Here is a 26,255-nt window from a genome sequence, read left to right as displayed (position 1 = left end):
GAAAATAGGATTGGAGCGACCCATGAATGAGGCAGTTCGAAATCCCGGCAAGCCGACCCTTGGGCCAAGCGCTGCGCCGATCATCGAGATCGAGAACCTGTCGATCTCCTTCTTCACCCGCAAGGGCGAGATCCCCGCCGTCATGGACTTTTCCTGCACGGTGATGCCGGGCGAAGCCATGGGCATCGTCGGCGAGTCCGGCTGCGGCAAGTCGACCGTGTCGCTCGGCATCATGCGCGACCTCTCCAACATCGGAAAGATTGTCGGCGGCAAGATCAAGTTCCAGGGCAAGGACATGGGCGAGCTGTCCGACGAGGAGTTGCGCTCCATCCGCGGCAACAAGATCGCCATGATCTACCAGGAGCCGATGGCGAGCCTCAATCCGGCGATGAAGGTCGGCCAGCAATTGATGGAAGTGCCGCTGATCCACGACAAGGTGTCGAAGGAAGAGGCTTACAAAAGGGCGCTCGAAATGGTGCGCTCGGTGAGATTGCCCGATCCCGAACGGATGATGCGTTCCTATCCGCACCAGCTGTCCGGTGGCCAGCAGCAGCGCATCGTCATTGCCATGGCGCTGCTGTCGAAACCGGCGCTGCTTCTGCTCGACGAGCCGACGACGGCGCTCGACGTGACGGTGGAGGCCGGCATCGTCGAACTGGTCAAGGGGCTGGGCGAGAAGTTCGGCACGTCGATGATCTTCGTGTCGCACAATCTCGGCCTCATCCTCGAGACCTGCGACCGCATCACGGTGATGTATTCGGGCGAAGCGGTCGAGACCGGCAAGATCAAGGACGTCTTCGACCGGATGCGCCATCCCTATACGCAAGGGCTGTTCCGTTCGATCCCGCTGCCGGGGGCCGACAAGAATTCGCGGCCGCTGATCTCTATCCCCGGCCAGTTGCCGCTGCCGCATGAGCGGCCCAAGGGCTGCAATTTCGGGCCGCGCTGCCACCATTTCGTCGAGGGCGTCTGCAATGCCGCCGAAATCCCGATGATCGAGGTCGCCGGTCACGAAGGGCATTTCTCGCGCTGCGTGCGCTTCAACGAGATCGACTGGGAAGCGCTGCCGCCCGGCGCCAAGAAGGTCAATGAGAAGGTCGTGCCCGGCGCCCCGGTGCTCAAGATCGAGGATTTGAGAAAATACTACAAGGTCGGCGGCAGCGAAGTGTTCGGCTCCAGCGAAGGCCGCGTGGTCAAGGCCAATGAGACGATCTCGTTCATGGCGCGCGAATCCGAGACCGTCGCCATCGTCGGCGAGTCCGGCTGCGGAAAGTCGACACTGGCCAAGGTCCTGCTGGGGCTGGAGACGGCAAGTGCCGGCACAGTGACGCTGGGCAACAAGGAGATCCAGTCGACCGGCATCGAGAAGCGCAGCGTCGAAACGGTGTCGTCGATCCAGATGGTGTTCCAGAACCCGTTCGATACACTCAATCCCAGCCACTCCGTCGGTTCGCAGATCATCCGCACGCTGGAAAAATTCAAAGTCGGCAACAATGTCGCCGAGCGGCGCAAGCGCATGCTGGAGCTGCTCGACCTGGTGAAGCTGCCGCGGGCCTTCGAGACGCGCAAGCCGCGTCAGCTCTCAGGCGGCCAGAAGCAGCGCATCGGCGTGGCGCGTGCCTTTGCCGGCGATGCCAAGGTGGTGGTGGCCGACGAGCCGGTGTCGGCACTCGACGTCTCGGTGCAGGCGGCGGTGACCGAGCTGCTGATGGACATCCAGCGCAAGAACAAGACGACGATGCTGTTCATCAGCCACGATCTGTCCGTCGTGCGCTACATCGCCGACCGGGTCGTCGTCATGTATCTCGGCTACATCGTCGAGCAGGGCACGACCGACCAGATCTTCGCGCCACCCTATCACCCCTACACAGAGGCGCTGCTGTCGGCTATCCCGATCGCCGACACCAGCGTGGTCAAACGGCACATCGTGCTCGAAGGCGATATCCCGTCGGCGATGAACCCGCCGAGCGGCTGCCCGTTCCAGACGCGCTGCGGCTACAAGAGGCTGGTGCCGGACAATCTGTGCGAGACCAAGGTGCCGCCGGTGAAGCATCTCGGCGATGGCCATATGAGCCTGTGCTGGCTGTCGGACGATGTGCTGGCGACGATGGAGCCGGTGATCAAGTTCGACAGGGAACACGCAGCGCATGAGGGCGTGCCGGAAGACGCACCGGATGGGATCGGCCCCGGTTTCGCCGGCGAACCGCCGAAGCGCCCGCATGGCAAGAAGCCGAGCTGACCAGCCATAGAGGCAATGCCGCTCGTTGGCGCATTGCCGCAGCGTCGCCATAGCTCAAGGAACGACAGGCTACGTTCGCTTGAATATTGCTGTCCATTGCTTTTATGTGATGCGTGATGTTTGATGCGCGATAGGGAACATATTGTGAGAACCACACTTGCAATCGATGACGATGTCCTACTTGCGGCCAAGGCCATGGCGCGACAGCAGGATCGCAGCGTTGGCGATGTCATTTCCGATCTGGCTCGCCGCTCACTGCGCCGGCCACCGACCGGCGGTGAACGCAACGGCATCCCCTTGCTTGCATCGCGGCCCGACGGCCCGATGGTCGATCTCGAAATGGTCAATGCGCTTCGCGACGAATTGCCGTGACCTTCCTGCTCGACGTCAATGTCTTCATTGCGTTGATCGATCCGGCTCACGTCGCGCATGAAGATGCCCATCGGTGGTTTCAATCCACCGGGCATTTATCATGGGCAACATGTCCCACTACCGAGAATGGCGTCATCAGGATTGTAAGCAACCCGAAATACCCCAATTCTCCGGGTTCGCCCGCCGTGGTGGCGCAGATTGTCGGCAAGCTGCATGCCCTTTCAGGACATCAGTTCTGGCCTGACGAGATCAGCCTTGTCGGTTCCAACGACATCGATGCAGCCAGGATCCTCACCCCGGCACAGGTAACGGATAGCTATCTGTTGGGACTCGCCAAGGCGCGTGACGGCCAATTGGCGACGTTTGACCGAAAGCTGTCGACGGCAGCGGTAAGGGGAGGGAGGTCGATCCTCCACCTGATCCCAAGCGAATGAATGGCTGAGTTCCGCTTCGAGCGCAAACTGCGTGGCTGCAAGACCGCTTGGCAACGTCAGCTGCCGCATTGCCGCAGCTGTTCGGCATAGTCGCGGGCCATCTTTTCGGTCGCCCTGGCGTAGCCCTGCACGCCGGCGTCGCCACGGTTGCCACGGCCGTAGGCGGTCCAGCCGAGATAATAGGCGAGGTAGAGATTGTAGGTGTCGTTGCGGGCGACGCCGAACGTGTCTGATGTCTTGGAATGATACCAGCCGACGAAATCGACGGCATCGGCAAATTTGGTCCGCCGCGCCGCCCAGCTGCCGGTCTCGCTCTGATATTGCGACCAGGAGCGCCTGCGAGAAACCGGTGGCCGACGAGACATGTTTCCACGGAATGAAGCCGAGCAGTTTGGTACGCGGCGGCCTGGCATTGCTCTTGAAGCCGGATTCCTTGCGCACCGTCGCCATCAGCACGGGGACGGGGACGCCGTATTTCTGCGAGGCGCGCTCGGCGGCCGACTGCCAGTTGTCGAACCAGCCGTCGTTCTGGTCGAAGACGGCGCAGACATTGTTGATATGGTTGGGCGGCGTCGCGCAGGCCGGCAAAGCCAGCAGCACGCCAACCGCTACAATTTTACTCAAACTCGAACTACGCATTGGAAAACGAATAGGCCGAAATCATAAAGGGAATCTTTCGGCGTTTCTTAACGGCTTGCCGGCCTGGCTGCGCTCAGTGGGCCTGTATCATTATTCCGACCTTTCGCGTCGCCTTTATCTCCGTCAGAATTCAAAAATGCCGCCTTGGCTAAAATCACGTCCGCCAAGGGCGGATTTCTGACAGCGATGTCCGGATGCCGGCGCTCTGATGCCAGGCATGAATGAACCAAGACGCAAGCGCGGCGCGGAGCGAACCAGCAACCGGGGGCCTGCCGCCATCCCGCAACTTCCACTGCGGCGGGTGACCAATCCCTATCCGCCGATGGCGATGCTCTCAGTCGACCAGGTCGAAACGATCCACCAGGCGTCGATGCATATTCTGGAAAATTTCGGCATCGAGGTGATGTCTCAGCGGGCGCTGGCGCTGTTCGAGAAGGCGGGCGCAAAGGTCGACCATGCAACGGCGAACGTCCGCATCGACCGGGGCCTTGTCGCCGAGGCGCTGAAGACCACGCAGTCCAGCTACCGGCTGACGCCGCGCAACCCCGCCAACACCATTTATCTCGGCGGCAACACGATCAATTTCACCCTCGTCGCCGGGCCGCCCAATGTGCACGACATGGAGCGCGGCCGGCGCGCCGGAAACTTGCGCGACTATGCCGATCTCACCCGGCTGGCGCAGCATTTCAACTGCATCCACATGCTCGGCAACCAGGTCTGCGCGCCGGTGGAACTGCCGGCCAACACCAGGCACATGGATACCTATTTCACCAATCTGACGCTGACCGACAAATCCTTCCATGTCTCGGCGATCGGACGAGGCCGGGCGCTGGACGGTATCGAGATGATGGCAATCGCGCGCGGGCTGACGCTGGACGAAATGCGCGATGATCCCGGCATTGCCACCATCATCTCGGTCAACTCGCCGCGCCGTTTCGACGAGATGATGGCCGAAGGGCTGATGACCATGGCCGAGTTCGGCCAGTCGGTCGCGGTGACGCCGTTCACGCTGATGGGCGCGATGAGCCCGGTGACGCTCGCCGGCGCCCTGGCGCAGCAGAATGCCGAGGCGCTGTTCGGCGTGGTGCTTACGCAACTGGTGCGCCCCGGCGCGCCGGTGATGTACGGCGCCTTCACCTCCAACGTCGACATGAAGTCGGGCGCGCCGGCCTTCGGCACGCCGGAGAACACCAAGGCCAATATCGCCTCGGGGCAATTGGCGCGGCGCTATTGTCTGCCCTACCGCACGACGCCGGGGTCGGCATCGAATGCGGCGGACGCGCAAGGCGCCTACGAGACGCTGATGGCGCTGTGGGGCGCTGTGCTCGGCCACGGCAACCTCGTCTACCACGCCGCCGGCTGGCAGGAGGGCGGGCTGACGGCATCGTTCGAAAAGCTCATCATCGATGTCGAGATGATCCAGCACATGATGGAATTCCTGCGCCCGATCGTCGTCGACGAGGCGGAGCTTGCTGTCGAGGCGCTGGGCGCGGTGCCGACCGGCGGCCATTTCTTCGGCGAACCGCACACGCTGGAACGCTATGCCACCGCCTTCTACCAGCCGATGCTGTCCAACTGGCAGAATTACGAGGCCTGGCAGGAAGCCGGCGGCCTCGACACCACGGCGCGCGCGACCCGGCTGTGGAAGAAGGCGCTGGAAGACTATGTCGAGCCGGTGATGGACATCGCCGTGCGCGAGGCGCTGGAGGCATACATGGCCAGGCGCAAGGAAGCGATCGGGCAGGGCGAGCCATGACTTTTTCAACATCGGCGCGCGGCGCTGCCTTTCTGATTCACCTTATCTCCTCAACTCATTGATAACAGAGCAAAACTCATGAAATCGCATGCAAAGGTCGTGGTCATTGGCGGTGGCGTCGTCGGGTGTTCGGTGCTGTTCCATCTGGCCCGCCATGGCTGGACCGATGTCGTGCTGCTGGAGCGCGACGAGCTGACCTCGGGCTCGACCTGGCATGCGGCCGGCGGCATGCACACGATCAATGGCGACCCCAACGTCGCCAAGCTGCAGAAATACACGATCTCGCTCTACAAGGAGATCGAGGAGCTGTCGGGGCAGGCGACCGGCGTGCATCTGACCGGCGGCGTGCTGCTGGCGGCGACCGAGGCGCGGCTCGACTGGCTGCGTGGCGTCGTTGCCAAAGGGCGTTACCTCGGCATCGATCTCGAGGAAATATCGGCCAACGAAGCGGCTGAACTGATGCCGCTGATTGATCCCAAGCAGTTCGTCGGCGCCGTTCGCAACAAGGAAGACGGCCATCTCGATCCCTCCGGTGTGACGCATGCCTACGCCAAGGCCGCGCGCAAGCTTGGCGCCGAGGTCGAGCGCTTCACCAAGGTGGAAGACATTGTGCGCCGGCCCGACGGGATGTGGCGGGTCATCACCAACAAGGGCGAGGTCGTGGCCGAGCATGTCGTCAATGCCGGCGGCCTGTGGGCGCGCGAGGTCGGCCGCATGGTCGGGCTGGAACTGCCGGTGCTGGCCATGGAGCACATGTACCTGATCACCGAGGATATGCCGGAAGTCGCGGCGTGGAACGCCAAGACCGGCACCGAGATCATCCACGCCGTCGATTTCGACGGTGAGCTCTATCTGCGCCAGGAGCGCGGCGGCATGCTGATGGGTACCTATGAGAAGGCCAACAAGGTGTGGTCCGAGTTCCAGACGCCTTGGGATTTCGGCCATGAACTGCTGGAGCCGGACATCGACCGCATCGCGCCGTCGCTCGAGGTCGGCTTCCGGCATTTCCCGGCCTTCGAGAGGACCGGCATCAAGCAGATCATCAACGGGCCCTTCACCTTTGCACCGGACGGCAATCCGCTGGTTGGGCCGGTGCGCGGGCTACCGGGTTTCTGGGTCGCCTGCGGCGTCATGGCGGGCTTCAGCCAGGGTGGGGGCGTTGGGTTGGCGCTGTCCAACTGGATGATCGAGGGCGATCCCGGCGCCGACATCTGGGCCATGGATGTGGCGCGCTACGGCGACTGGGCGACGATAGCCTACACCAATGCAAAGGTGCGCGAGAATTATTCGCGCCGCTTCTCGATCCGCTTCCCCAATGAGGAACTGCCCGCCGGGCGGCAGCTGAAGACGACGCCGATCTACGATTTGCTGTCGGCCAGGCGCGCGCAATGGGGTGTGTCCTATGGGCTGGAAGTGCCGCTGTGGTATGCGCCGGAGGGCGTCAAGGACGAGTTCTCGTGGCGTCGGTCCAGCGATTTTTCCCAGGTCGCCAATGAGGTTGCGACGGTTCGTGAGAGCGTCGGCCTGGCGGAGATTTCGAACTTCGCCAAATACAAGGTGACCGGCGAGGGGGCCGCGAACTGGCTCGATCGCATTTTCGCCTGCAAGCTGCCGAAGCCCGGACGCATGACGCTGGCGCCGATGCTGAAGGACGACGGAAAACTGATCGGCGATTTCACCCTGGCCAATCTCGGTGCCCCCAATTCCAACGGCGATGAGTGGTTCATCGCCGGCTCCGGCATTGCCGAGCAGTATCATATGCGCTGGTTCGAGGCGCATTTACCTGCGGATAGATCGGTTCGTTTAGAGGCGCTGGGGCAGAAGCTGACCGGCCTCGCAATCGCCGGCCCGAAGGCGCGGGATGTCTTGGCCAAAGTGAGCCGCGCGGATGTCTCCAATGCCGCCTTTCCGTTCATGGCGGTCGCGAAAATGGACATCGGCACGGCGCCGTGCCTGGTCGGCCGCGTCAGCTATACCGGCGATCTCGGCTACGAGATCTGGGTGGCGCCGGAATATCAGCGCGCTGCCTTCCAGGCGTTGATGGTGGCGGGCGCGGAATTCGGCATCGGCCTGTTCGGCACGCGCGCGCTCAATGCGCTGCGGCTGGAGAAAAACTACGGCTCATGGGCGCGCGAATACCGGCCGATCTACGGGCCGCTGGAGGCCGGGCTCGACCGTTTCGTCGCCTATGGCAAGGATGCCGATTTCATCGGTAAAACCGGCGCTCTTGCCGAGCGCAAGCAGGGCGGCAAGCTCAGGCTGCGCACATTTATCCTCGATGCCGACGATGCCGATGTCATCGGCGACGAGCCGATCTGGTACGATGGCGCGGTGCGCGGCTGGGTGACGTCGGGCGGCTATGCGCATCACTCGAAGAAATCCGTCGCCATCGGCTATGTGCCGAAGGAGATCGCAGACAAGAGCGACGGCTTCGAAATCGAACTTTTGGGCAAGCGTCACACGGCGCGCGTTCAGGCAGCGCCGCTCTTTGACGCGAACTTCGAGCGAATGCGCGCCTGAAGCGCTTCGGCTTCGCCGAGGCGCTTCAGATTCTTGTTTTGTGCAAGTCGTTATCCCAAAACCGCTGCGCACTTTTGGGCGACATGCATCAGGCGCGTCAGGTGCTGCGGCGGTTGTCGAGCGCGAAGGCGCCGGCGCCGGCAAACACCAGATAGAGGAAGATGAAGCAGAAGGAGATTGCCGCGTCGCCGCTGTTGTTGACCGGGAAGAAGTCGCGCGGGTAGTGCGCCATGAAATAGGCGATGGCCATCTCGCCGGCCAGCAGGAACGCGACCGGGCGGGTCAACAGACCGAGCGCCAGCAAGATGCCACCGGCGAATTCCAGGATGCCTGCCGTCGCCGTCAGGCCGCTAAGAGCGTGAGGCTCGGCGCTGACCGGAAAATTGAACAGTTTCTGCGAGCCATGCTCGAGGAACTGCAGGGCCGTCATGATGCGCAGGACGCCGAGTGCCTGCGGCTGAAATCTGGCGAGACCGTCAAAAAGCTTCATCTAAACTCCATTTTTCCAACCATGTGGCCCGGCCATAAATCATCACCCGGCGCTGGACCATTCACTTCCCATGGCCTGTCATCAACAATCGGTGATTGCAATTATTTCCAGTCTGACTTCGAAATTTGCTCTCGTTATGGTTGCATACATCTCGTTGAGGTTGTATATCTGCGTGTAGACACTCCAAACCAGACGGGTTCCTTCGCCATGAAAAAAGTCGCCATCAGCCTGTTCGCAATCCTCGCAAGCACCAGTTTCGCCATGGCCGCTGATGCTGGCTGCGATGCCTTCAAATGGCCGGTGACACGCGAGCAGGAACTGTTTCCGGCAGCGCCCGCCGCGCAGTCCGGTGCCTCCCTTGCTTTCGGCGAAGCCGCGGATATGGCGCTGGAGCCGGTCGATGCGGTCAGCTTCACGGTCTCACCGCAACGCGCGCCGGCAGCCGGCACGTTCGGCGCGACGGCAAACGTGGCCGTGCCAACGGAAGGAGAGCTCCAGATCAGCCTGTCCGATGAGGCCTGGGTCGACGTCATTCAGGATGGCCAGGCCGTGAAATCAGCCGGTTTCAGCGGCGTGAAGACCTGCCCCGGCATCCGCAAGAGCGTGCGCTTCAAGCTGATGCCTGGCGCAGCCACGATCCAGCTCAGCGGCGCCAGGAAAGAGAACCTCAAGGTCGCGGTGCTGGCGCCGGAGTGACCGCGCCCGGACGCCTCTCATCGCACCGGCGGCGCGATGAGAGCAGTTCCGTGCAGGCGAGTACCGGAGGGGATCAGCGGCCGGGCGCGATCAGCGCGAAATAAGCGCCTTGCGGATCGGTGAACTGGGCAATCCATTGGCCGGTCTGAACCGGCATCGGACCCATGACAATTTTGCCGCCATTGTCGGTGACGCGTTTGGCGGCTGCGTCGATGGCGTCGACATTGAAGTAGAACAGCCAGACCGGCACCGGCAGCTGTTGCGGCTTGTTCATAATGCCGCCGCCGGATTCAGGGCCGGCCGAGAAGGTCTGATAGATGCCCATCTCGCCGACGTCCATGCTACCGGCATCGGTCCAGCCGAACTGGCTTGAGTAGAAATCGAAGGCCTTCTGGCGGTCGGACGCATAAAGCTCGTGCCAGCCGACATGGCCCGGCGTCGTTGCCGGAAGGACGGGCTGGTCGGGGCCATTGGGCTGCAGGAACATGAAGGCGGCGCCTTGCGGGTCGGCGACGACGGAGAAGCGGCCGACGCCGGGAATGTCGTCGGGTTCGCGGTGAACAGCCCCGCCGGCGGCTTTCAGTGCCTCGGTCGAGGCATCGGTATCGCTGGTGTGGATATAGCCGAACCAGGCCGGCTTCAGACCCGTCCTGGCTGCTTCCTCGGGCAGGGTCATCAGCCCGCCGACGCCACGCTCGGCGGAGTTCACCACGATATAGCGCGGCATGCCGGGCGCCTTGTCGAAGGGCTCAGCCCGCCAGCCGACCACGGTTGTGTAGAACGCTTGCGCCGCATCGAGGTCGCTGGTCATCAACTCGTACCAGAAGAAGGGCATTGGGGATCTCGGCATTCTCGGTCTCCTCACCTAAGCATAGATCGTCGTCCGATCCATCAAAGGACGTTTTCAGCGACGCGAATCCGACAGCGAACCGGAGAAAATTCAACGGCTGCGTTGACACATCGTTCCGCACTTCGCCCCACCGACGCCTTGCACGTGCGGCGGTTTTCGACTTTCCTTGGGCAAACGAGGGGTAGTCGTTTCATGCGCCTTATGTCGCTCACGCCTGAGCTTGTGTCACTGTGTCATCGCGAAGAGGTCGATCCCGGACCCGACTGCAGTTGGACGCAGCTGAACGATGAGGATTTTCGCACGCTTGCCTTACGGCTCTCCGACGAAGCCGATGCGGGGCCGTTATGGGTGTTCGCCTATGGCTCGCTGATCTGGAAGCCGGCTTTCGAGTCCGTCGAACGCCAGCGCGCCACTGCGTTTGGCTGGCATCGCTCCTTCTGCCTCGACATGGTGCGCTGGCGCGGCAGCGTCGCGCAGCCGGGGCTGATGATGGCGCTCGAACGCGGCGGCCGATGCGACGGCGTCATCTACCGCCTGCCCGACGGCGACAAGCCGCAGCAGATCGAAAGATTGTTGCGGCGCGAGATCGACGACCATGAGAGTGTCAGCTCGGTCCGGTGGGTTCCCGTGCGCACGGAGCAGGGCCGGATACGGGCGCTCGGCTTCTGGGTCGGGGTGACGGGCAGGGGAACCTCGCTTGGGCAGCCGCTAGATCGGGTGGCGCGGGTGTTGGCGCGGGCCTGCGGCCATGTCGGCTCGGGTGCGGAATATCTCTACAACACCGTCAGCCACCTCGAGGAATTCGGCATCCGCGACCGCAATCTGTGGCGGCTGCAGCAACTGGTTGCCGACGAGATCAGGTCGATTCATGGCGGCCCCTCAGATGCCAGCCTACAGCTGGCACCTTCGTAGCGAACAGCCACCAATCTTGGCCTGTGCCGGAGCGTATGCGGTTTCAAGGCGTTTCGCTCCTCGGGTGATCAGATCCAAGAAGGAGTGGCTTCACGAGCAATGACCTCAACCGTGCATTCGAGACTGAGCAGCAGAAAATGCGTACAGTCTACTGTCGGGCCAAGTGTCGATCGCAACCAATGCGAGTTCTCCACTCGCAGGATCGGCCACCTGTAGGAGGCTTGCCTGCCAGATCCAATCAATGGGATCGAGGTGTCCGCACGGATTTTGGTCAGTCCCAGCATGTCATCATGGGCAGCCAGGGCTACTACCCCTTGAAAATCGATCTTGAGAGTTCGTTCCGATGTCCCGAAGTCGCCTTCGACGGTCAGCTCAAAGTTATTGTCGGATTTTAGACGCCACACCTGACAGGCAGCCAGAGGTAAATCTCCCACGGGCTCCCACCGGTGAGCCGTCTCCCTATCATCGGTCATCGTCTTCTCCGTTGAATGAAAGCCGCGCATCGTGCTCAAGCGCCCTATCATTTCGCGCTGGACTGGAACAGCTTGCCGCGACTTGGAGCTTGTCGCGCTCCCCTCTTTGAGGACGCAACCGTCACTCATAACATGAGCAACTAAATCATATTATCAGCTAGTCTTTTCAGCGGCTTGGGTCGAAAATTGACCAATTGATAAAAAAATAAAACGTGCTAGCCTTCCCCAAAACGAAAACAGGGGAACTGACGATGCCAGAAGGCCAGTTCAAGGACGGCATTGCCGGCGGCCGGCTTGCCGCCGACCAGTACGCCGAGAATTTTTCCGATCTGCATCCGCCGCTCGATCACCACGAAGCGCTGGTCGAATCCGACCGCTGCTATTTCTGCTACGATGCGCCGTGCATGAATGCGTGCCCGACCTCGATCGACATTCCGCTGTTCATCCGCCAGATCTCGACCGGCAACCCGATCGGTTCGGCCAAGACGATTTTCGACCAGAACATACTAGGTGGCATGTGCGCCCGCGTCTGCCCGACCGAGACGCTGTGCGAAGAGGTCTGCGTGCGCGAGGTGGCGGAAGGCAAGCCGGTGCAGATCGGCCGCCTGCAGCGCTACGCCACCGATGTCGCCATGGCCGAGCACAAGCAGTTTTATTCGCGCGCTGAATCGACCGGCAAGTCGGTCGCCGTGGTCGGCGCCGGTCCGGCCGGCCTCGCCGCGGCGCACCGGCTCGCCCGCCATGGCCACGAGGTCACCATACTGGAAGCCCGACCGAAGGCCGGCGGCCTCAACGAATACGGCATCGCCGCCTACAAAAGCATCGATAACTTCGCCCAGGCCGAGGTCGACTATGTCGCGGGGATCGGCGGCATCGATATCCAGAACGGCAGGGCGCTCGGCCGCGACTACCGGCTGTCGGACCTGATCCGGAATTACGATGCCGTCTTCCTCGGCATGGGGCTTGGCGGCGTCAATGCGCTGCGCGCCGATGGCGAGGAGGCCGGTGGCGTCGTCAATGCAGTCGAATTCATCGCCGAACTGCGCCAGGCCAGCGATCTCGCGAGCCTGCCAATCGGCAGGCGCGTCGTCGTCATCGGCGGCGGCATGACGGCGATCGACGCCGCCGTCCAGTCGAAGCTGCTCGGCGCCGAGGAGGTGACGATCTGCTACCGGCGCGGCCAGGAACACATGAACGCTTCCGAGTTCGAGCAGGATCTGGCAGCCGCCAACGGCGTCACCATCCGCCACTGGCTGCAGCCGAAGCGGGTCATTGTCGAAGGTGGCAAAGTGTCGGGCATCGAGCTCGAATACACAGCGATGAACGGCGACACGCTTGTCGGCACCGGCGAGCGGCTGACGCTGGCCGCCGACCAGGTGTTCAAGGCGATCGGCCAGAGCTTTGTGCCGGCGGCACTTAACGGCAGCGGTGCTGCGATCGAACTCGAAGCCGGCCGCATCAAGGTCGACGCAGAAGGGCGCACCTCGCTCGCCAATGTCTGGGCCGGCGGCGACTGCATTTTTGGCGGCGACGATTTGACGGTATCGGCCGTCGCGCAAGGCCGCGATGCGGCGGAGAGCATCAACCGGAGTCTGGCACAGGGATAGAGATCATGGCCTCAGTGGAATCAGGCATCGCGCGTCACTACGACGTCTCGGATCTTGAGCAGCACATTCTTGCCGTGCTCGCCGATACCGGCGTGGAAATTGCCCATCTACGCGCTGGCGATCTCGAAGCGGTCGACGAGTTCCACATTGGCGGTATCGCCGCCACCAGGGAACTCATAGGCCAGATGGGTTTGAAGCCGGGGGCCAGGCTGCTCGACATTGGTTCCGGCGTGGGTGGTCCAGCCCGCTTCGCCGCCAACAATGCCGGCGCCGATGTCACCGGCATTGATCTGACGCAAAGCTATGTCGACATCGCGACCAGCCTGTCGAAGCGGGTGGGAATGGCCGACAAAGTCCGGTTCGTGCAGGGCAGCGCGCTGGACATGCCGTTCAGCAACAAAAGCTTTGATACGGCCATGATCCTGCATGTCGGCATGAATCTTCCCGACAAGAAAAAGCTGATGAGCGAGGCGGCGCGTGTGCTCACGCCGGGCGGCGTCTTTGCCGTCTACGATGTGATGCGGCTCAAGGCAGGTGCGCTGACCTATCCGCTGCCATGGGCATCCGACGAGAGCATGTCCTTCGTTGCCACGCCCGACGACTATCGTTCGGCTGCCGCCGCCGCGGGGTTCTCTGTAACCGCCGAGCGCCCTCGTGGCGCCTTCGCCATCGAATTTTTCGACACGATACGGGCGCGCATGGCTGCGGCGCAGGCGGAAGGAAAAAAGCCGCCGCCTGGCGTTAATCTTATCATGGGCGAGAACGCCGGCACCAAGATCGCCAATCTCACCCCCGCGCTTAAAGGCGGCATTCTCGCACCCGTGGAAATGCTCCTTCGTCTCGGTTGAAAGGGACCTGTCATGGCAGACATCCGCAACAATTTCGTCGGCATCAAATCGCCCAATCCGTTCTGGCTGGCTTCGGCGCCGCCGACCGACAAGGCCTACAATGTCATCCGCGCCTTCAAGGCGGGCTGGGGCGGCGTCGTGTGGAAGACGCTGGGCGAAGAAGGTCCGCCGGTGGTCAACGTCAACGGCCCGCGTTATGGCGCGATCTGGGGGGCGGACCGGCGCCTGCTCGGCCTCAACAATATCGAGCTGATCACCGACCGCGATTTGCAGGTCAATCTGCGCGAGATCAAGCAGGTCAAGAAGGATTGGCCCGACCGCGCCATCGTCGTCTCACTGATGGTGCCATGCGTCGAGGAAAGCTGGAAGGCGATCCTGCCGGTGGTCGAGGAGACCGAAGCCGACGGCATCGAGCTCAATTTCGGTTGCCCGCACGGCATGTCGGAACGCGGCATGGGCGCGGCTGTCGGCCAGGTGCCTGAATACATCGAAATGGTGGTGCGCTGGTGCAAGGCCAACACCCGCATGCCTGTCATCACCAAGCTGACGCCGAATATCACCGATGTGCGCAAGCCGGCGCGCGCCGCACTCTCCGGCGGAACCGACGCGGTGTCGCTGATCAACACCATCAACTCGATCACCGGCGTCGACCTCGACAGTTTCGCGCCGCAGCCGACCATCGACGGCAAGGGCTCGCATGGCGGCTATTGCGGCCCGGCGGTGAAGCCAATCGCCATGAACATGGTGGCCGAGATCGCCCGCGATCCGGAAACGCGCGGCCTGCCGATCTCCGGCATTGGCGGCATCACCACCTGGCGCGATGCGGCTGAATTCATGGCGCTCGGCGCCGGCAATGTGCAGGTGTGCACGGCGGCGATGACTTACGGCTTCAAGATCGTGCAGGAGATGATCGCCGGTCTCGAAAACTGGATGGACGAGAAAGGCCACGCCTCGCTCAACGACATTGTCGGCCGCGCCACGCCCAACGTCACCGACTGGCAGTATCTCAACCTCAACTACATCGCCAAGGCGCATATCGACCAGGACGCCTGCATCAAATGCGGCCGCTGCCACATCGCCTGCGAGGACACTTCGCACCAGGCGATCACCAACATGGTCGACGGCGTCAGGCATTTCGAGGTGATCGAGGCCGAATGCGTCGGCTGCAATCTGTGCGTCAATGTCTGCCCGGTCGAGAACTGCATCACTATGGAGCCGCTGGCCGCCGGCGTGATGGACCAGCGCACCGGCAAGCCGGTGTCGCCGGTCTATGCCAATTGGACGACACACCCGAACAACCCGATGGCCAAGGTGGCTGCGGAGTAGGGAACGGGTCGAAGAAAAAAGCGGCGCTTTCGAGCGCCGTTTTTCATTTTCCTATTGCAGATAAAATTTATCTAAGATAAAAGATATCCATGAATAGGAGCGCAACATCATGAAGCTGGGCGAGGGTGTAGAAGCGGCCATCCATTGCGCGGCCACACTGGCCAGCGTGGAGGGCAACAGCACGATGCCGGGTGCTGCTTTGGCAGAGTCCTTCGGCCTGTCGCCGAGCTATCTGCTGAAACATCTGAACCAGCTGACTACTGCGCGCATCCTGGAATCGGTGCCGGGACCGGCGGGCGGCTACCGGCTGGCGCGTCCGGCCGAGCGCATCACGCTGCTCGATATCGTGCTTGCGGTCGAGGGTCGCGAGCCGGCCTTCCGCTGCGGCGAGATCCGCCAGCGCGGCCCGGTCAAGATCGATGCTTCGGCCTATGTGAAGCCGTGCGGCATCAATGCCGCGATGCTGAAGGCCGAGCGCGCCTATCGCGCGGCCCTCGCGGAAACCCGGTTGTCCGACATCGTGGCTGATTACAAGGCCGAAGGCGATCCGCGATCGTTTGCCGCCAGCTGTGCCTTTGTCGCGCGCCATCAGCGGCCGCAGAAACCCGCTTCGACCAAACAGATTTAATCCCCCGCCAAACAGATGTGAAAGGAAAGACGATGAAACAGAGACTGCAATTCTTCGCCAAGGCGCCTGAGATCATGAAAGCCGTGTCGGCGCTCAACAAGGCGGTCGACGAATGCGGGCTTGAAGTGAGCCTGCTGCATTTGATCAAGCTCCGCGCCTCGCAGATCAATGGCTGCTCCTACTGCGTCGAGATGCACAGCCGCGAGGCAAGGCGCGACGGCGAAACCGAGACACGGCTCTATCTGGTTTCGGCCTGGCAGGAATCGCCGCTGTTTTCCGAACGTGAACGCGCGGCCCTTGCCTGGACCGAGGCAACGACCCTGATCGCCAACAATGGCGTTTCGGACGAACTCTATGCCCGCACGCTCGAGCACTTCTCGGAAGAGGAACTGGTCAAGCTGTCGGTCGCGATCGGCATGATCAACACCTGGAACCGGCTCTGCATCCCGTTCCACGCCATTCACCCGATGCCGGCTGCCAAAGCAGCCTGACCGTCCGGTTAGTCATGGAGCGCCGTCGAAAGGGCGGCGCTCCACCTGTTTCATGCTTAAGTATGGGGAAGATTTCATGCCTGTCGATTTGCCTTCGACCTTTTTGTTTCTCGGCCGCCTGTTGCTCGGCGGCGCCTTCGTTTTCGCCGGCCTGCGCAATGTTCAGAACGAGACCTTCCTGACAGGGCTGATGACCGCGCGCGGCGTGCCGCAGGCGAGATTGGCGTTGTGGGCCGGCATCGTCCTGCAGACCATTGCCGGCGCGCTGTTGATGGCCGGCCTGTGGACTGCGACCGCCTGCGCCGTGCTGCTGCTGTTTCTCATCGTCGCCACGCCGATGTTCCACAATTTCTGGGACCATCAGGGCCCGGACCGGGCGTCGCGCATCAACGGCTTCGTCGGCAATGTCGCGCTCGCCGGCGGATTCCTGACGCTGATCGCGCAGTCGCTCTAGTCGGCAATGGCGCTGCCACCATGGCGTCGCCATTTATCATTGTCTTCGATACTTAGAGTTAAGACCGTTACGGTATTGATCCTTGATGCGACGTGTGGGGCAATCAATGTACATTCTTAAAGGTAAAAGACGCGTTGCGCTCAGATGGTTGCTTGTGGTGGGGCTCCTGACGGTGGCCTTGGTAGCTGCCCTAAATTATGTCCATGCAATTAGCGCCAGAAATTCGTACGCTCTGCTAAGTATTTATTTCACAGCAAGCATCTTGAGTGTATTGTATTTTCTACACGAATCTGAAGAGAAAAGCGCTCTTTCGTCACTTGGTTTGACAAGCTCACCAACTCGATTCACGCTCGTCTTCTATCTCGTATATGCGTCAATCATATTGTACCCCTTTGTGGAAAAGCGGTTTCAGCCTGAATTTATCGGGCATTTCAGTTTTCTAGTGATTTTTCTAGCGGCAATGTCCCCAGATGTCCTCCTTTTTCTGAGGACAAAACTCGGCTCCGGAAATGCCATCTACCAGAGGGCAAATTCAGTTGGCGTTTTGATTTTGGTAATTTTCATCGTTGTGTCCGTTGGTGTCGGCGTGGTGGCGAGCCAGTAGTTTGGTGGCCGCAGTGGCGGCGGGAAGCCATTGCAACACCATTTGCTACGCCGCGAAGCGCAAACCGCCATCGCAGGTCAGCACCTGGCCGGTCATGAAGCCGTTGGAGACGAGAAAGGCGATTGCGCCGGCGACGTCTTCGGCGCGGCCGATCCTGCCCACCGGGGTTTTGCCGGCATATTCGCTGAACACCGCCTGCCGCTGGTCTTCGGCCAGAAAATCCCACCATGGCGTGTCGATGACGCCGGGCGCCACGACGTTGACGCGCAGAGGCTTCAGTTCGACCGCCAGGATCGGCACCACCGTCAACAGCATGCCGTTGACGGCGGCGATGCCGGCCACGCCGGGCACCGACAATTGTGCCGACACCGCCGAGATGAAAGTGACCGATCCCGATCTGTTGAGCGTCGGCAAGGCTGCCTGCAAACAGGACAGCTGCGGCCGGACTTTCTCGTCGACGCCGCCGGCGATGTCTGAGAGGTCGAGGGTTTCGAACGGCCCAAGTCCCTTGCCGCCACTGGCAGCCAGCACGAGGTGATCGAACGGTCCGAGTTCCCCAAAGAACTGGCGGACTTCGTCCGGCTTCGAAGCATCGAAGGCAGCTTTCTCGGCGGCGCCGCCGCGGCTCTTCCCAGCGCGGGTGAGCTTGTCCTGGTTTCGTCCGGTGATGGTCACCTTCATGCCCGGGCCAAGCAGTTTTCGCGCCGTCGCCAGGCCGATGCCGGATGAGCCGCCGATGACTACCGTGTGTTCGATCTTGCCGGTCATGAATGCTGTTCCTTCGATTGTGGGGAAGCCTGGCCGACGAAGTCGAGGCTCAGGGTTCGCAATTGCTGTCTGGTCTTGGCGTCATAGGCTTGTGCGTCGGCGCGGGCCTCCCTTTGGCCGTCGAAATAGAGGCCGCTGCGGCCCTCCAGCGCGGGCGATGTCGCGAGGTTGAGAATGGCGTCGGCGCCGGTTTCGACCGAGCTCCATGGCGTCACGCCGGCCTGGCGGACCATGGTGGTGTTCATGTAGCTCGCCGGATGCAGAGCGTTGACGGTGACGCCGCTGCCTTTCAACTCTCCGGCGAGGTCGATGGTGAACAGGATCTGCGCCAGCTTGCTCTGGCAATAGGCGCGCACGCCGTCATAGGAACGTGTCAGCATGACATCGCCGAAATCGATCGCCTGCTGGCCGGCCGAGGCGACGTTGATGATGCGCGCCGGCGAACTCGCCTTGAGCATCGGCAGCAGTTCCGAGGTCAGCAGGAAACCGGCGAGATAGTTGACCGCAAAGCGCAGTTCGAAGCCGTCGGCGCTGAGCTGTCGCTTGGCGCCGGCCGTGCCGATGCCGGCATTGTTGATGAGGATGTCGAGCCGGTCGGTTTTTGCGCGTACGGCCTCGGCGAGGCGGCGGACCTCGGCTAGCCAGGCAAGGTCCGCGGCGAGGAATTCGGCTTTGCCGCCGGCGGATTCGATATCTGCGACGGTTGCCTTGCCGCGAGCCGCGTCACGGCCATGCACCAGCACGCGCGCGCCGCCGGCGCCCAGCCTTTGCGCGACGACACGGCCGACGCCATCGGTCGAACCGGTGATGAGGATTGTCTTGTCTTTCAGATCCATATTCAGAGCCTCCATCTCTCTGGATGGAAGATGGGGCGCCTGACGCAGCCCAAACAGTTCAAACTTTATCCTGGTATCAATACTGCTATAATAGCTCTCATGGATGCTCCCACGCACTCCGCTGAAGACAGCCGCCGGCGCGAGCTTGGCGCCTTCCTGCGCTCGCGCCGCGAAAGATTGACGCCGTCCGCCACCGGCATCGCGACCGGCCTGCGGAGACGCACGCCAGGCTTGCGTCGCGAGGAAGTGGCGATGATCGCCGGCGTCGGCACCACCTGGTACACATGGCTAGAGCAGGGGCGCGAGGTCAGACCCTCGGTGGAGGTGCTAGCGGCGCTCAGCGAAGCGCTGCGCCTCGACGCCGTTGAAAGGCGGCATCTGTTCATCCTGGCAGGCCGCCAGCAACCGGAGAACCGCGTGGCTGCGCCGGAAAAGGTCGATGGCCCGCTGATGCATATGCTCGAGAGCCTGGTGCTGCAGCCGGCCTATGTCGTCGGGCGGCGCTGGGACGTGCTGGCCTGGAATCCGGCGGCGGTAGCGGTGTTCGGTGATTATGGCCTGCTAGAGGGCGACGCCCGCAACATCGTCCACATGGTGTTCACCAATCCGCATCACCGGCGCCTGCTGGTTGACTGGGAGCAATTGGCGCGCACCGTGCTGGCCTCGTTCCGGGCGGAAAGCGCCCGCTATGTGGGCGATGCGGATTTCGAGCGGCTGATCGTGCTTATGACGCGCTCAAGTCCGGAGTTTCGCGACTGGTGGCCGCAACGCGACGTGGCACGCCGATTGTCGGGGGTGAAACATGTCCGACATCCGAGAGCCGGCGCCATGACGTTCGAGCATATGAGCCTGTCGATCGACGACGGCTCGGACATGAAGCTGATCGTCTACACGCCGCTGGCCGAACAGAATTCGATCGAGAAGCTGCAGAATTTGCTTGAGGCGATGCCGGCGGAGCGCCGCAGCGCCTGACGCCCAAGGTCAGCCCTTCGGCTTCAGCCCATCAATGAACAACTGCTCCAGAAACCGCGCCGCATCCTCGAAGCGGCCGTCGCCGCCGCGATCGGCGCCGAGCACGGCACGGACCTGGACATCGAAATCGGCATAGTGCTGCGTCGTCGCCCAGATCGAAAAGATCAGGTGCCAGGGATCGGTGCGGGCGATTTTTCCCGCGCGCATCCAGCCCTTGATGACGTTGGCCTTCTCGTCGACCAGTGTCTTCAGTTCACCCGCCAGCAGCGGCATGATGCGTGGCGCGCCTTGCAGGATCTCGTTGGCGAACAGCCGGCTCTCCCTAGGAAAATCACGCGCCATTTCGAGCTTGCGCCTGATGTAGCTCCTGAGCTCGGTCAGGGGATCGCCGATATCGTCGAGTTCGCGCAGCGGCGCCAGCCAGGTCGCCAGCAGCCGCTCCATCAGTGTCTCGTGAATGTCTTCCTTGCGGCGGAAATAATAGAGCAGGTTCGGCTTCGACATCCCGGCGGCCTCGGCGATCTGGTCGATGGTCGAACCGCGAAAGCCGTTGGCGGAGAAGACTTCGAGGGCTGCCTCCAGGATCAGTTCGCGCTTTTCCTGCTGGATGCGGGTGCGGCGAGGGGCTGAGCCTTCCATGGCGCCGCTCACCCCTGCAAGCCTTGGCCGCAGGGTTCATCTGGACCAATTCTCTGGACCAGTTTTTCTCTTACCCGTGGAGCGCACTTCGCAGGCCGCATTTCCGCTAGTAATCCCTTGACCGCCGACAGGGCGGTGCTAACGTTTGTCCAATCGGTCAAAAATTTGCGTAGCATGAAAACGCAGCAAAGACCAAGCTTTGGAAAGACCAAGCGTTAGCCGCACCGAAACAGGTTACAAGGGGAAGTCTTGGTCATGTCCAACCGGCTGAAAGTCACGCCGAACGATCTCAGCGCATTCTGGATGCCGTTCACGGCAAACCGGCAGTTCAAACAGGCGCCGCGCATGTTCGTGTCCGCCAAGGACATGCACTACACCACCAGCGACGGCCGCAAGGTGCTCGATGGCACCGCCGGCCTCTGGTGCGTCAATGCCGGCCATTGCCGTCCCAAGATCACCGAGGCGATCCAGCACCAGGCGGCCGAACTCGACTATGCGCCGGCCTTCCAGATGGGCCACCCCATCGTGTTCGAGCTGGCCAACCGCCTGGTCGATCTCGCGCCCAAGGGCATGGACCATGTCTTCTTTACCAATTCCGGTTCGGAATCGGTCGAAACGGCGCTGAAGATGGCGATCGCCTATCACCGTGTGAAGGGCGAGGGCGCGCGCACCCGCCTGATCGGCCGCGAACGCGGCTATCACGGCGTCAATTTCGGCGGCATCTCGGTCGGCGGCATCGTCACCAACCGCAAGATGTTCGGCACGCTGCTCGGCGGCGTCGACCACATGCCGCACACGCATCTGCCGGAAAAGAACGCCTTCTCCAAGGGCGTGCCGGAATATGGCGCGGAACTCGCCAACGAGCTGGAGCGCATCGTTGCCCTGCATGACGCCTCGACCATCGCCGCCGTCATCGTCGAACCGGTCGCCGGCTCCACCGGCGTCATCCTGCCGCCGAAGGGCTATCTGCAGAAACTGCGCGAGATCTGCACCAAGCACGGCATTTTGCTGATCTTCGACGAGGTCATCACCGGTTTCGGCCGTCTCGGCGCGCCGTTCGCAGCGGATTATTTCGGCGTCACGCCCGACATCATGACCACCGCCAAGGGCGTCTCCAACGGCGTCATCCCGATGGGCGCGGTGTTCGTGAAGAAGGAAATCCACGACGCCTTCATGACCGGCCCCGAGCACATGATCGAGTTCTTCCACGGCTACACCTATTCGGGCAATCCGATTGCGTGCGCCGCGGCACTCGGCACGCTCGACACCTACAAGGAAGAGGGCCTGCTCACCCGCGGCGAGGAACTGGCGCCTTACTGGGAGGATGCGCTGCATTCGCTGAAGGACGAGCCGCATGTCATCGACATCCGGAATATCGGCCTGATCGGCGCGATCGAACTGGCGCCGATCGCCGGCAGCCCGACCAAGCGGGCCTTCTCGGCCTTCGTCAAGGCGTTCGAGCGCGGCGCGCTGATCCGCACCACCGGCGACATCATCGCGCTGTCGCCGCCACTGATCATCACCAAGGGCCAGATCAACGAATTGATCGACCATGTCAGAGAAGTGCTGAGGGCGATCGATTGACAAACCGGGCGCGGATATCCCTCCCCCTCGAGGGGAGGGTGGCCGCGAAGCGGTCGGGTGGGGTCGGTGCGACCGGACGCCGACCTGCTCTTTTGTTCCAAGGCCGCTCCTGATGCCCCGTACCCGCGTGAGCTTCGAAATGCGCCAAAAGGCGCGAGCGCTTCGAGTTCACGCGACCAAGGGAGAATCGCTGCTGTGGTATGAACTGCGGGACCTGAAATCAGCCGGCATCAAGTTTCGCCGTCAGTGCCCGATTGGGCCGTACATCGTGGATTTTGCCTGCTTGGCGGTGAAGCTGATCGTTGAGGTCGATGGCGACATGCACGAACACGACAGGGGTATGCGGCACGATGCCGTTCGCGATGCTTATCTGCGATCGCTCGGATTTGAAGTCTTCCGTGTTGACGAGCCCGATGTCATAAACAGCGCTTGGCACGTCGCGCAGGTGGTCAAAGAGAAGGTCGCGCGCGTCGCGGGCGACCCCACCCCACCGCGTCGCGGCCACCCTCCCCTCGAGGGGGAGGGGGACGCCGCCGCCCCGCAACCGATGAGGTTTTAGAGCATGGCCGCCCCGGGCGAGAATCTGCGAATCAATTCAGACCGTTTGTGGGATTCCATCATGGAGATGGCGAAGATCGGCCCCGGTATTGCCGGCGGCAACAATCGCCAGACCGTGACCGACGAGGACGGCGAGGGACGGCATCTGTTCAAGCGCTGGTGCGAGGCGGCCGGGCTCGAAATGGGGCTCGACGAAATGGGCACCATGTTTGCCCGCCGGGAAGGCGCTGATCCCAGCCTGCCGCCGGTTTATGTCGGCAGCCATCTCGACACGCAGCCGACCGGCGGCAAATATGACGGCGTGCTCGGCGTGCTCGGCGGGCTGGAGATTATTCGCTCGCTTAACGATCTCGGCATCCAGACCAGGCATCCAATCGTCGTTACCAACTGGACCAATGAGGAAGGCTCGCGCTTTGCCCCGGCTATGATGGCGTCCGGCGTGTTCGCCGGTGTGCTCGATCAGGCGGACGTGTATCAGCACACTGATAAACAGGGCAGGAAATTTGGCGAGGAGCTGGAGCGCATCGGCTGGAAAGGCACCGAGAAAGTCGGTGATCGCAAGATCCACGCCTTCTTCGAACTGCATATTGAGCAGGGGCCGATCCTCGAGGACGAAGGCATCGACATTGGCGTCGTCACCCACGGCCAGGGCCTGAAATGGCTGCAGGTAACGCTGACCGGCAAGGAGGCGCATACCGGCTCGACCCCGATGCCCAAGCGCCGTAATGCCGGGCTCGGCATGGCTCGGGTCATCGAACTGGTGCACGAGATCGCCATGGACTACCAGCCCGACGCCGTCGGCGCGGTCGGCCACATGGAGGTGTTTCCGAACTCGCGCAACATCATCGCCGGGCGCACCGTCTTCACTATCGACATCCGCTCGCCCGAGAAGGAAGTGCTGGACGCGATGGATGGGCGCATACGCGAAGGCATCGACACAATCTGTGAGGCGCTCGACATCCAGTACAAGGTCGAGCAGGTCGGCGCTTTCGATCCGGTCACCTTCGATGCCGGCTGCGTCAAGGCGATCCGCGACGCCGCCGATCGGCTCGGCTATTCCCACCGCAACATCGTCTCCGGCGCCGGCCACGACGCCTGCTGGATCAACCGCGTTGCGCCGACCGCCATGGTGATGTGCCCCTGCGTTGACGGGTTGTCACACAACGAGGCTGAGGAAATCACCAAGGAATGGGCCGGCGCCGGCGCCGACGTGCTGTTCCATGCGGTGGTAGAGACAGCGGGGATCGTGGCGTGAACTAAGATCTGTATTCAAAACGACGCTCACAAGAAGCGCGAAGAGAACAAGGGAACACGACAATGACCAAAGTCATCCGAAACGGCACCATCGTCACCGCCGACCGCACCTGGAAGGCCGATGTGCTGATGCAGCACGGCAAGATCGTCGCCATTGGCTCGAACCTGCATGGCGACCATGAGTTCGACGCCAGCGGCTGTTACGTCATGCCGGGCGGCATCGATCCGCACACCCATCTCGAAATGCCGTTCATGGGCACCTATTCGGCCGACGATTTCGAGTCCGGGACGCGTGCGGCCCTTTCCGGTGGCACCACGATGGTGGTCGATTTCTGCCTGCCGGCGCCGCAGCAATCGCTGCTGGAAGCGTTGCAGATGTGGGACAACAAGACCTCGAAGGCTGCCTGCGACTACTCCTTCCACATGGCGATCACCTGGTGGGGCAAGCAGGTGTTCGACGAGATGGCCACCGTCGTCGACAGAGGCATTACCTCGTTCAAGCATTTCATGGCCTACAAGGGCGCGCTGATGGTGGACGACGACGAGATGTACGCGTCGTTCCAGCGCTGCGCCGATCTCGGCGCGCTGCCGCTCGTTCATGCCGAGAATGGCGACGTGGTTGCGGCGCTGTCGCAAAAGCTGCTCGCTGCCGGCAATAATGGTCCCGAGGGACACGCCTATTCGCGGCCGCCGGAAGTGGAAGGCGAGGCGACCAACCGCGCCATCATGATCGCCGACATGGCCGGTGTGCCGCTCTATGTCGTGCATGTGTCCTGCGAGCAGAGCCACGAAGCCATCCGCCGCGCCCGCCAGAAGGGCATTCGGGTTTTCGGCGAGCCGCTGATCCAGCATCTGACGCTGGATGAAAGCGAGTATTTCGACAAGGATTGGGACCATGCGGCGCGCCGCGTCATGAGCCCGCCCTTCCGCAACAAGCTGCACCAGGATTCGCTGTGGGCCGGCCTGCAGGCGGGATCGCTGCAGGTGGTGGCGACCGACCACTGCGCCTTCACCACCAAGCAGAAGCGCAACGGCCTCGGCGATTTCACCAAGATCCCGAACGGCACCGGCGGGCTCGAAGACCGCTTGCCCGTGCTGTGGACGACGGGCGTCAACACCGGGCGGCTGACGATGAACGAGTTCGTCGCGGTGACTTCGACCAACATCGCCAAGATCCTCAACATGTATCCTAGGAAGGGCGCCATCGTCGAAGGCGCGGACGCCGACATCGTGGTGTGGGACCCCAGCGCCAAGAAGACCATCACCTCGAAGAAGCAGCAATCGGTGATCGACTACAACGTCTTCGAAGGTTTTGAGGTGACCGGCGTGCCGCGCTTCGTCTTTTCGCGCGGCGAATTGTCGGTCGAGGAAGCGGAGGTCAAGGCCAAGCCCGGCCATGGCGAATTCGTCGCCCGCGAGCCGAACGCGGCGGTCAACCGGGCTCTGTCGACCTGGAAGGACATTACCGCGCCGCGCAAGGTGGAACGCACCGGCATTCCGGCGACAGGCGTTTGACGTTGCGGAGCCCGGGGGCGCTCATTTCACTGGTCGTGGCGATGGTGGTCGCTGGTCCGGCAACAGGGGCCGAGAGGCTGGCCGGCTCCTGGGGCAACGATGCCGGCTGTGTCTTTGCAAAGGCCGGTTTTCAGGGCCGGGACGATTATATCGTGCTGACCGCCGAAGGCATCGAGACCTATGGCAGCGGCTGCCGGTTCGCGCAGCAATTGACGTGGGCGCCGGGCACGCAATCGCTTGATGCGACCTGTTCCGCCGAAGGCGAGGCGGGGACGACGGCTGAAACCGTTGTGGTCACCAACAAGGGCGAGGGTGGGTTCTTCGTGACCATTCCCGGTCTTGAAGAAATGGGGCCGTTGCAACCGTGTTCGTGACGTTGGAGCTGGGGGAATGAGCGCGCGCGGTTTGGGGCCGTCTGTTGCGATGATAGTCGTTCTGGCTGCGGGTCAGGCCCTTGCGGCAGGCATCGACCTGACGAAACCCTATGGGGACAAATATGGCTGCATCAACCGCAACGGCCAGGAAGTCGCCGCCGATCGGATGCTGCTTTTGACCGACGAGGCATTGGTCACCGCCGCCAGCGCCTGCACCTTCACGGAGAAGCAAGCGCAGGCTGATGGGTCGCTGGTGGTGACGGCAACATGCGAGGCGGAAGGCGAAGAGGGACAGGAGCCGACCAAATTCACCATCAAGCGCAGCGCCAAGAACGCCAAGAAGCTGACGGTCGCCGACGACGACGGCAATGTCATGGGCGAAGTGGCGCGGTGCAAATGACGGCAGTCCCGTCAGC

General features: G+C 62.3%; 27 protein-coding genes and 1 pseudogene. 21 read left to right on the top strand and 7 right to left on the bottom strand.

The window, feature by feature from the left end; all coding sequences use genetic code 11:
* The first annotated feature begins 22 nt into the window (after nt 1-22).
* The 3 genes from NKI06_RS18395 to NKI06_RS18385 all read left to right on the top strand — a co-directional run bounded on the left by NKI06_RS18395 (nt 23) and on the right by NKI06_RS18385 (nt 3,045).
* A complete protein-coding gene (locus NKI06_RS18395; protein WP_023804942.1) occupies nt 23-2,239 on the top strand; it encodes a dipeptide ABC transporter ATP-binding protein in 2,217 nt (738 codons plus the stop codon).
* A 144-nt stretch (nt 2,240-2,383) separates the two neighbouring features.
* A complete protein-coding gene (locus NKI06_RS18390) occupies nt 2,384-2,611 on the top strand; it encodes a hypothetical protein (protein ID WP_023668191.1) in 228 nt (75 codons plus the stop codon).
* A complete protein-coding gene (locus tag NKI06_RS18385; RefSeq protein WP_352986511.1) occupies nt 2,608-3,045 on the top strand; it encodes a TA system VapC family ribonuclease toxin in 438 nt (145 codons plus the stop codon). The genes NKI06_RS18390 and NKI06_RS18385 overlap by 4 nt, the downstream gene beginning before the upstream one ends.
* A gap of 56 nt (nt 3,046-3,101) precedes the next feature.
* On the opposite strand, the pseudogene NKI06_RS18380 reads toward NKI06_RS18385, so the two are convergent.
* Nucleotides 3,102-3,684, bottom strand: a pseudogene (locus NKI06_RS18380) (transglycosylase SLT domain-containing protein).
* 217 nt (nt 3,685-3,901) lie between these two features.
* On the opposite strand from NKI06_RS18380, the gene NKI06_RS18375 reads away from it, so the two are divergent.
* Nucleotides 3,902-5,440, top strand: a complete 1,539-nt coding sequence (locus NKI06_RS18375) for a trimethylamine methyltransferase family protein (RefSeq protein WP_023729390.1) — start codon at nt 3,902-3,904, stop codon at nt 5,438-5,440.
* A 78-nt stretch (nt 5,441-5,518) separates the two neighbouring features.
* On the top strand, nt 5,519-7,960 hold the full coding sequence (locus NKI06_RS18370; RefSeq protein ID WP_352986510.1) for a GcvT family protein: 2,442 nt from the start codon (nt 5,519-5,521) through the stop codon (nt 7,958-7,960).
* 97 nt (nt 7,961-8,057) lie between these two features.
* Here the strand turns inward: NKI06_RS18370 and NKI06_RS18365 are convergent, their stop codons facing one another.
* A complete protein-coding gene (locus tag NKI06_RS18365) occupies nt 8,058-8,450 on the bottom strand; it encodes a DoxX family protein (protein ID WP_023746953.1) in 393 nt (130 codons plus the stop codon).
* Nucleotides 8,451-8,657: 207 nt separating this feature from the next.
* On the opposite strand from NKI06_RS18365, the gene NKI06_RS18360 reads away from it, so the two are divergent.
* Nucleotides 8,658-9,146 (top strand): hypothetical protein, encoded by a 489-nt coding sequence (locus tag NKI06_RS18360; RefSeq protein WP_352986526.1) that lies wholly within the window; start codon nt 8,658-8,660, stop codon nt 9,144-9,146.
* A gap of 73 nt (nt 9,147-9,219) precedes the next feature.
* On the opposite strand, the gene NKI06_RS18355 is transcribed toward NKI06_RS18360, so the two are convergent.
* Entirely contained in the window at nt 9,220-9,996 is a 777-nt protein-coding gene (locus NKI06_RS18355) for a VOC family protein (protein WP_352986508.1), read from the bottom strand.
* Nucleotides 9,997-10,188: 192 nt separating this feature from the next.
* Here NKI06_RS18355 and NKI06_RS18350 point away from each other — a divergent pair, with 192 nt between their 5' ends.
* Nucleotides 10,189-10,908, top strand: a complete 720-nt coding sequence (locus NKI06_RS18350) for a gamma-glutamylcyclotransferase (RefSeq protein WP_352986506.1) — start codon at nt 10,189-10,191, stop codon at nt 10,906-10,908.
* A 68-nt stretch (nt 10,909-10,976) separates the two neighbouring features.
* Here the strand turns inward: NKI06_RS18350 and NKI06_RS18345 are convergent, their stop codons facing one another.
* Nucleotides 10,977-11,381 (bottom strand): hypothetical protein, encoded by a 405-nt coding sequence (locus tag NKI06_RS18345; RefSeq protein ID WP_155923166.1) that lies wholly within the window; start codon nt 11,379-11,381, stop codon nt 10,977-10,979.
* A 251-nt stretch (nt 11,382-11,632) separates the two neighbouring features.
* Here NKI06_RS18345 and NKI06_RS18340 point away from each other — a divergent pair, with 251 nt between their 5' ends.
* The 7 genes from NKI06_RS18340 to NKI06_RS18310 all read left to right on the top strand — a co-directional run bounded on the left by NKI06_RS18340 (nt 11,633) and on the right by NKI06_RS18310 (nt 17,339).
* Nucleotides 11,633-12,988, top strand: a complete 1,356-nt coding sequence (locus NKI06_RS18340) for an NAD(P)-dependent oxidoreductase (RefSeq protein WP_023699019.1) — start codon at nt 11,633-11,635, stop codon at nt 12,986-12,988.
* Between the two features lie 5 nt (nt 12,989-12,993).
* Nucleotides 12,994-13,836 (top strand): class I SAM-dependent methyltransferase, encoded by an 843-nt coding sequence (locus tag NKI06_RS18335; RefSeq protein WP_352986505.1) that lies wholly within the window; start codon nt 12,994-12,996, stop codon nt 13,834-13,836.
* A 12-nt stretch (nt 13,837-13,848) separates the two neighbouring features.
* Nucleotides 13,849-15,162 (top strand): NAD-dependent dihydropyrimidine dehydrogenase subunit PreA, encoded by a 1,314-nt coding sequence (preA, locus tag NKI06_RS18330; RefSeq protein ID WP_023699020.1) that lies wholly within the window; start codon nt 13,849-13,851, stop codon nt 15,160-15,162.
* Between the two features lie 109 nt (nt 15,163-15,271).
* A complete protein-coding gene (locus NKI06_RS18325) occupies nt 15,272-15,790 on the top strand; it encodes an RrF2 family transcriptional regulator (protein ID WP_352522047.1) in 519 nt (172 codons plus the stop codon).
* 32 nt (nt 15,791-15,822) lie between these two features.
* Nucleotides 15,823-16,281, top strand: a complete 459-nt coding sequence (locus NKI06_RS18320; RefSeq protein ID WP_023690827.1) for a carboxymuconolactone decarboxylase family protein — start codon at nt 15,823-15,825, stop codon at nt 16,279-16,281.
* Between the two features lie 76 nt (nt 16,282-16,357).
* A complete protein-coding gene (locus NKI06_RS18315) occupies nt 16,358-16,735 on the top strand; it encodes a DoxX family protein (RefSeq protein WP_023823188.1) in 378 nt (125 codons plus the stop codon).
* A 106-nt stretch (nt 16,736-16,841) separates the two neighbouring features.
* The gene (locus tag NKI06_RS18310; protein ID WP_352653196.1) at nt 16,842-17,339 is read left to right on the top strand and encodes a hypothetical protein; all 498 of its coding nucleotides are present in this window, start codon (nt 16,842-16,844) and stop codon (nt 17,337-17,339) included.
* Nucleotides 17,340-17,384: 45 nt separating this feature from the next.
* Here the strand turns inward: NKI06_RS18310 and NKI06_RS18305 are convergent, their stop codons facing one another.
* Entirely contained in the window at nt 17,385-18,107 is a 723-nt protein-coding gene (locus NKI06_RS18305) for an SDR family oxidoreductase (RefSeq protein ID WP_352986503.1), read from the bottom strand.
* The gene (locus tag NKI06_RS18300; RefSeq protein ID WP_352986501.1) at nt 18,104-18,943 is read right to left on the bottom strand and encodes an SDR family oxidoreductase; all 840 of its coding nucleotides are present in this window, start codon (nt 18,941-18,943) and stop codon (nt 18,104-18,106) included. Before NKI06_RS18300 ends, NKI06_RS18305 begins: the two co-directional genes overlap by 4 nt.
* Before the next feature lie 99 nt (nt 18,944-19,042).
* On the opposite strand from NKI06_RS18300, the gene NKI06_RS18295 reads away from it, so the two are divergent.
* Nucleotides 19,043-19,915 (top strand): helix-turn-helix transcriptional regulator, encoded by an 873-nt coding sequence (locus NKI06_RS18295; protein ID WP_023729382.1) that lies wholly within the window; start codon nt 19,043-19,045, stop codon nt 19,913-19,915.
* Nucleotides 19,916-19,924: 9 nt separating this feature from the next.
* Here the strand turns inward: NKI06_RS18295 and NKI06_RS18290 are convergent, their stop codons facing one another.
* A complete protein-coding gene (locus NKI06_RS18290; RefSeq protein WP_023697053.1) occupies nt 19,925-20,554 on the bottom strand; it encodes a TetR family transcriptional regulator C-terminal domain-containing protein in 630 nt (209 codons plus the stop codon).
* A 255-nt stretch (nt 20,555-20,809) separates the two neighbouring features.
* On the opposite strand from NKI06_RS18290, the gene aptA reads away from it, so the two are divergent.
* The 6 genes from aptA to NKI06_RS18260 all read left to right on the top strand — a co-directional run bounded on the left by aptA (nt 20,810) and on the right by NKI06_RS18260 (nt 26,239).
* A complete protein-coding gene (gene aptA, locus NKI06_RS18285) occupies nt 20,810-22,138 on the top strand; it encodes an omega-aminotransferase AptA (RefSeq protein WP_023705584.1) in 1,329 nt (442 codons plus the stop codon).
* 112 nt (nt 22,139-22,250) lie between these two features.
* A complete protein-coding gene (locus NKI06_RS18280) occupies nt 22,251-22,697 on the top strand; it encodes an endonuclease domain-containing protein (RefSeq protein WP_352986498.1) in 447 nt (148 codons plus the stop codon).
* Between the two features lie 3 nt (nt 22,698-22,700).
* Nucleotides 22,701-23,951 carry a Zn-dependent hydrolase gene (locus NKI06_RS18275; protein WP_023690832.1) on the top strand — a complete coding sequence of 417 codons (1,251 nt, stop codon included), beginning with the start codon at nt 22,701-22,703 and terminating at the stop codon, nt 23,949-23,951.
* 62 nt (nt 23,952-24,013) lie between these two features.
* A complete protein-coding gene (gene hydA / locus NKI06_RS18270) occupies nt 24,014-25,465 on the top strand; it encodes a dihydropyrimidinase (protein ID WP_352986496.1) in 1,452 nt (483 codons plus the stop codon).
* Nucleotides 25,462-25,839, top strand: coding sequence for a hypothetical protein (locus NKI06_RS18265; protein WP_023668216.1), 378 nt, complete (start codon nt 25,462-25,464; stop codon nt 25,837-25,839). Before hydA ends, NKI06_RS18265 begins: the two co-directional genes overlap by 4 nt.
* Nucleotides 25,840-25,855: 16 nt before the next feature.
* Nucleotides 25,856-26,239: a hypothetical protein gene (locus tag NKI06_RS18260; protein WP_027050643.1), complete on the top strand. Its 384-nt coding sequence runs from the start codon at nt 25,856-25,858 to the stop codon at nt 26,237-26,239.
* Nucleotides 26,240-26,255 lie beyond the last annotated feature (16 nt).

Source organism: Mesorhizobium sp. M0772, assembly GCF_040320135.1.
GTDB lineage: Bacteria > Pseudomonadota > Alphaproteobacteria > Rhizobiales > Rhizobiaceae > Mesorhizobium.
The sequence above is the reverse complement of the archived record's forward strand: the minus strand, read 5'-3'. Positions and strand labels throughout refer to the sequence as shown.